Origin of the sequence: Brevundimonas sp. (assembly GCF_036405315.1) — a bacterium.
Lineage (GTDB): Bacteria > Pseudomonadota > Alphaproteobacteria > Caulobacterales > Caulobacteraceae > Brevundimonas.
Map to the genome: position 1 here is coordinate 1 of NZ_DASWXW010000099.1, position 4,327 is coordinate 4,327.

At 67.7% G+C, this 4,327-nt stretch carries 5 protein-coding genes; 2 read left to right on the top strand and 3 right to left on the bottom strand.

Going from position 1 to position 4,327, the window contains the following annotated elements; all coding sequences use genetic code 11:
• Positions 1-562: response regulator transcription factor (locus VGE49_RS06020; protein ID WP_331033654.1), on the top strand; the 562-nt coding region annotated here is incomplete at its 5' end.
• 18 nt (positions 563-580) lie between these two features.
• A complete protein-coding gene (gcvA, locus tag VGE49_RS06025) occupies positions 581-1,504 on the top strand; it encodes a transcriptional regulator GcvA (protein WP_331033655.1) in 924 nt (307 codons plus the stop codon).
• 277 nt (positions 1,505-1,781) lie between these two features.
• Here gcvA and xth read toward each other — a convergent pair whose 3' ends face one another.
• The 3 genes from xth to VGE49_RS06040 form a co-directional block, all read right to left on the bottom strand.
• Complete coding sequence (xth, locus tag VGE49_RS06030; protein ID WP_331033656.1) at positions 1,782-2,585, bottom strand: exodeoxyribonuclease III; 804 nt, start codon at positions 2,583-2,585, stop codon at positions 1,782-1,784.
• A gap of 220 nt (positions 2,586-2,805) precedes the next feature.
• Positions 2,806-3,441: a LolA family protein gene (locus tag VGE49_RS06035; protein WP_331033657.1), complete on the bottom strand. Its 636-nt coding sequence runs from the start codon at positions 3,439-3,441 to the stop codon at positions 2,806-2,808.
• Positions 3,442-3,721: 280 nt separating this feature from the next.
• A partial coding sequence (locus VGE49_RS06040; RefSeq protein ID WP_331033658.1) for a DNA translocase FtsK occupies positions 3,722-4,327 on the bottom strand: 606 nt, incomplete at its 5' end.

Sequence of the window (4,327 nt, forward strand, 5' to 3'; positions counted from 1 at the left end):
GCGTCAGGCGCGCGAGGTTCGCGCCGACCTGATCCTGCTGGACGTCGACCTGCCCGACATGGACGGCCGCGAGGCCTGCCGCCTGATCCGCAAGGCGGGGGTCTCGACCCCGGTCATCATGCTGACGGCCCAGTCGTCGGATTCAGACGCCATCCTGGGCCTCGACTCCGGCGCCAACGACTACGTCACCAAGCCCTTCCGCTTCGCGGTCCTGCTGGCCCGCATCCGCGCCCACCTGCGCAGTCACGAGCAGTCCGAGGACGCCGTCTTCCAGATCGGTCCCTACGAGTTCCGCCCGGCGTCGAAGATGATGCTGGACGACAAGGGAAAAAAGGTCCGGCTGACCGAGAAGGAAACCAACATCCTCAAATACCTCTATCGCGCCGGGGCCAAGCCCGTGTCGCGCGAGGAGCTGCTGACCGAGGTCTGGGGCTACAACGCCGGCGTCACCACCCACACCCTGGAAACCCACATCTATCGCCTGCGTCAGAAGATCGAGCCCGAGCCGGGTCAGGCGCGCCTGCTGCTGACCGACGCGGGCGGCTACCGCCTTCAGCCCTGACCTTGGCCTGACGAACTGATGAGCGAGCGTCGTCCGACCCCGCCTCTGGTGGCGCTTCGGGCCTTCGACGCCGCCGCCCGTCTCGGCAGTTTCCGCGAGGCCGCCGAGGAGCTGGGCGTCACCCCCGGCGCCGTCAGCCGCCATATCAAGGCGCTGGAGATGCGGCTGGGCCTGCGTCTCTTCGACCGCTTCAACCGCTCGGTGGTTCTGACCGCCGACGGCCGTCGTCTGGCCCAGGGCGTGGCCGACGCCTTCGAACGGCTGGAGAGCGCCCTGGAGGCCGTGCGCCCCGGCCGCAGCCGCCAACTGCGGATCTCGGCCCTGCCGTCACTGGCGGGCAAGTGGCTGTCGCCGCGCCTGCACCGCTTCAGCGAGGACAATCCCGACCTCGACCTGATCGTCTTCGCCGAGGACCGTATCGCCGACCTGTCGAACGGCGAGGCCGACGTGGCCCTGCGCTACGGCGAAGGCCCCTATCCCGGCCAGGTCGCGCGTCGGTTGATGAGCGAACGCCTGATCCCGGTCTGCGCCCCGTCGCTGGCGGCGGCGCGGTCGATGCGGACGCCCGCCGACCTGCTGGACGCCGTGCTGATCCACGAATCCTGGCACGACCTGCCCTTCGCCGACCGCATGGGCTGGAAGGCCTGGTTCGAGAGCGCGGGGGTTTCTGACCCGCGCGTCAACCACCTGCGCGGCCCGGTCTTCAGTCACAGCCACCTGGCGCTGGAGGCCGCCCTGTCGGGACGCGGCCTGGCCCTGACCTCAGCCCCCCTGGCCGCCGACGATCTGAAGGAGGGGCGGCTGATCCAGCCGGTCGATCACGCACTGACCAACAACCTGGCCTATTGGGCCGTGGTCCTGCCGGAACGGGCGGACGAGCCCAAGCTGCGGCGCTTCCTCAACTGGATCGAGGCCGAGGCCCACGCCGATCCCGTCGAGTGATCTGAACTCACTCGACCTAGCCTAAGCGTGGTTTGTCCACAGGCGCTCGATGGACCATGTTCGGCGGGTTCGGATCTCCCCGCCGAAAGGACCAAGACATGAAACTCGTGCATCCCCGCGCCGACGCTTCGTTCGAAGCCGTCGTCGTCTTCACCGGCAGCGTCACCCTGATTCTGCTGGGCGTTCTGGCCGGCGCCAAGCTGTTCGGCGTCGCCTGAGACGCGTGAACAGGCGGTCGCTCCCCCCGACCGCCTGTCCTGCGCTCATCTGAAGTTTTCTAGACGTCCAGGTCCATCACCACGGGCGCGTGGTCGCTGGGCCGTTCCCATTCGCGCACCGTGTCGAGGATGCGCGCGCTGCCCTTGACCACGGCGGGCGTCAGGCCCGGCGAGGTCCACAGGTGGTCCAGCCGCAAGCCCCGGTTCGACACCCGGAAGTCCTTGGCGCGATAGCTCCACCAGCTGGCCAGCTTGACCGGGTCCGGGATCTGATCGCGCACCACGTCGGCGAAACCGCCGGCCTCCTGAAGACGGCGCAGGGTCTCGATCTCGCCCGGCGTGTGGCTGACCACCTTCAGCATGAATTTGTGATTGAAGACGTCGTTGTCGCCCGGGGCGATGTTGAAGTCGCCGGCCAGAACCAGAGGCCGCTGCTGGTCGCGGGTCTTCATCTCGGCGGTCAGCCGCTCATAGAAGTCCATCTTGTGATCGAACTTCGGGTTCAGCTTGCGGTCGGGAACGTCGCCGCCGGCCGGGATGTAGAAGTTCTGCACCTCGACCCCGCCGATCAGGCCCGAGACGCAGCGGCCATGACCCTCGCGACAGACGTCGAGCGCGGCGCCTTGGCCGTCGAGAATGGGCAGCCTGCTGGCGATGGCCACGCCGTGCCAGCCCTTCTGACCGCGGATCTTCAGATAGGGCAGGCCCATCGCCTCAAAGGCTTCGCGCGGGAACTGGTCCTCGGTGCATTTGATCTCCTGCAGGCACAGGACGTCGGGCGCGTACTCGGCGACGAAGCGGGCGATCTGGTCCACGCGCAGGCGGACCGAGTTGATGTTCCAGGTGACGATGCGAAGGGTCATGGCCCGGCCTTAGCACGGAGGAGCCGTGAAAAAAGCGCCCGGAACGGGTCCGGGCGCTGTTCAGTTCGTCTCTCTCGCCGCCGGGAGGGGATGATTCCATGGCGGACAGAACGGCCGCCGCCGTTCTGTGGTCAGAATGTCACACGAGCGAAAAAAGTCAAATCAACAAAATGAGTCGAGGTTGTGCCGTTCCAGCGACGCCCCGCTCTGGTTGCGACGCCTAGTTGCGGCTGGGGCGGCGCGTCGGGTCGCGCAGCTGGAACAGGCTGGCGGCCAGGCCGGAAGCCGGCTGCAGCGAGGTCAGCTGGATGCGGGTGCGCGAGCCTTGCGCGTCGGTGATGGTCCATTCCTGCAGGCGCAACGGCGAACCGGCGAAGGCCAGGATGACCGAGCCCTCGTTGGGCTTGGAGGCGTCGCGGGCGGTGATGGCGAAGGCGCCCGACGCCATGCGGGTGACGCGGTCGACGCGCACGCCCTGATCCAGACGGACCTCGCGAGCCAGGAAGGTCGATAGCGGGGTAGCGCCCAGCGGCACCTGACGGAAGACGTTCAGACGCGGATCATAGCGTTTGACGTTATTGCCGTCGGCCACGACCAGCAGGCCCGCCGGATCGCTGTATTCGAAGCGCATCTTGCCGGGACGTTGCAGCCAGAACCTGCCGGAACGCTGCTGGCCGCCGGGGCCGGTCTCGATGAAGTTGCCCTGGGCCGCCGTCAGGGCGGTCAGATAGGCCTGGGCCTGACGCAGGCTTGCCTGATCCTCGGCCGACAGGCTGGACTGGGCCGAGACAGGCGCGGCGGCGATGATCGCCAATGCGGCGGCGCTGAAGCCGAAGGCGCGGCGTGAAAGGGTCATGTCTTTTCTTCTCCCGTTCTGAACGGTTTTCGACCCGACGAGGGTGTGAGCTTCATCCGGCAGGCTGATGACGCCAGCCTGACCATATTCCGGCGCTCCGATGAAGCGCTGTTCATTGTTTTCAGGGTCCTATCGTTCGCGACGCGGTCGCTCACTGTTTGAGGACGTGAGGCGTTCCAACGGGCGCAGGGCGCGGGCGGTTCCGTTTCTGAGCGCTCAGCACTGAAGCAGCGAGCCGCCGCGCGGCGAGCGGTAGCGCCCGGCAGCAAAGCTGCCGAGGCTACATGGGCGGCGGACCCGCGAGGATATCCCGCTTGCCGGCGTGGTTGGCGGGGCTGACGACGCCTTCCTGTTCCATCCGTTCGATCAGGGTGGCGGCGCGGTTGTAGCCGATCTGCAGGCGGCGCTGGATGTAGGAGGTCGAGGCCTTGCGGTCGCGCGTGACCACGGCCACGGCGCGGTCATAGAGGTCGTCGCCCGACATGCCGTCGCCGTCGCCGCCCAGGGCGTTGTCGCCGTCGCCGTCCGGCTCGTCGGTGATCAGGTCCAGATAATCCGGCTCGGCCTGCAGGCGCAGGTGCTTGCACACCTCCTCGACTTCCTGGTCGGTCACGAACGGGCCGTGCAGGCGGGTGATACGGCCGCCGCCGGCCATGTAGAGCATGTCGCCCTGACCCAGCAGCTGCTCGCCGCCCTGCTCGCCCAGGATGGTGCGGCTGTCGATCTTGGACGTGACCTGGAAGCTGATCCGGGTCGGGAAGTTGGCCTTGATGGTGCCGGTGATGACGTCCACCGACGGGCGCTGGGTGGCCATGATCAGGTGGATGCCGGCGGCGCGGGCCATCTGGGCCAGACGCTGGACGGCGCCTTCCACGTCCTTGCCGGC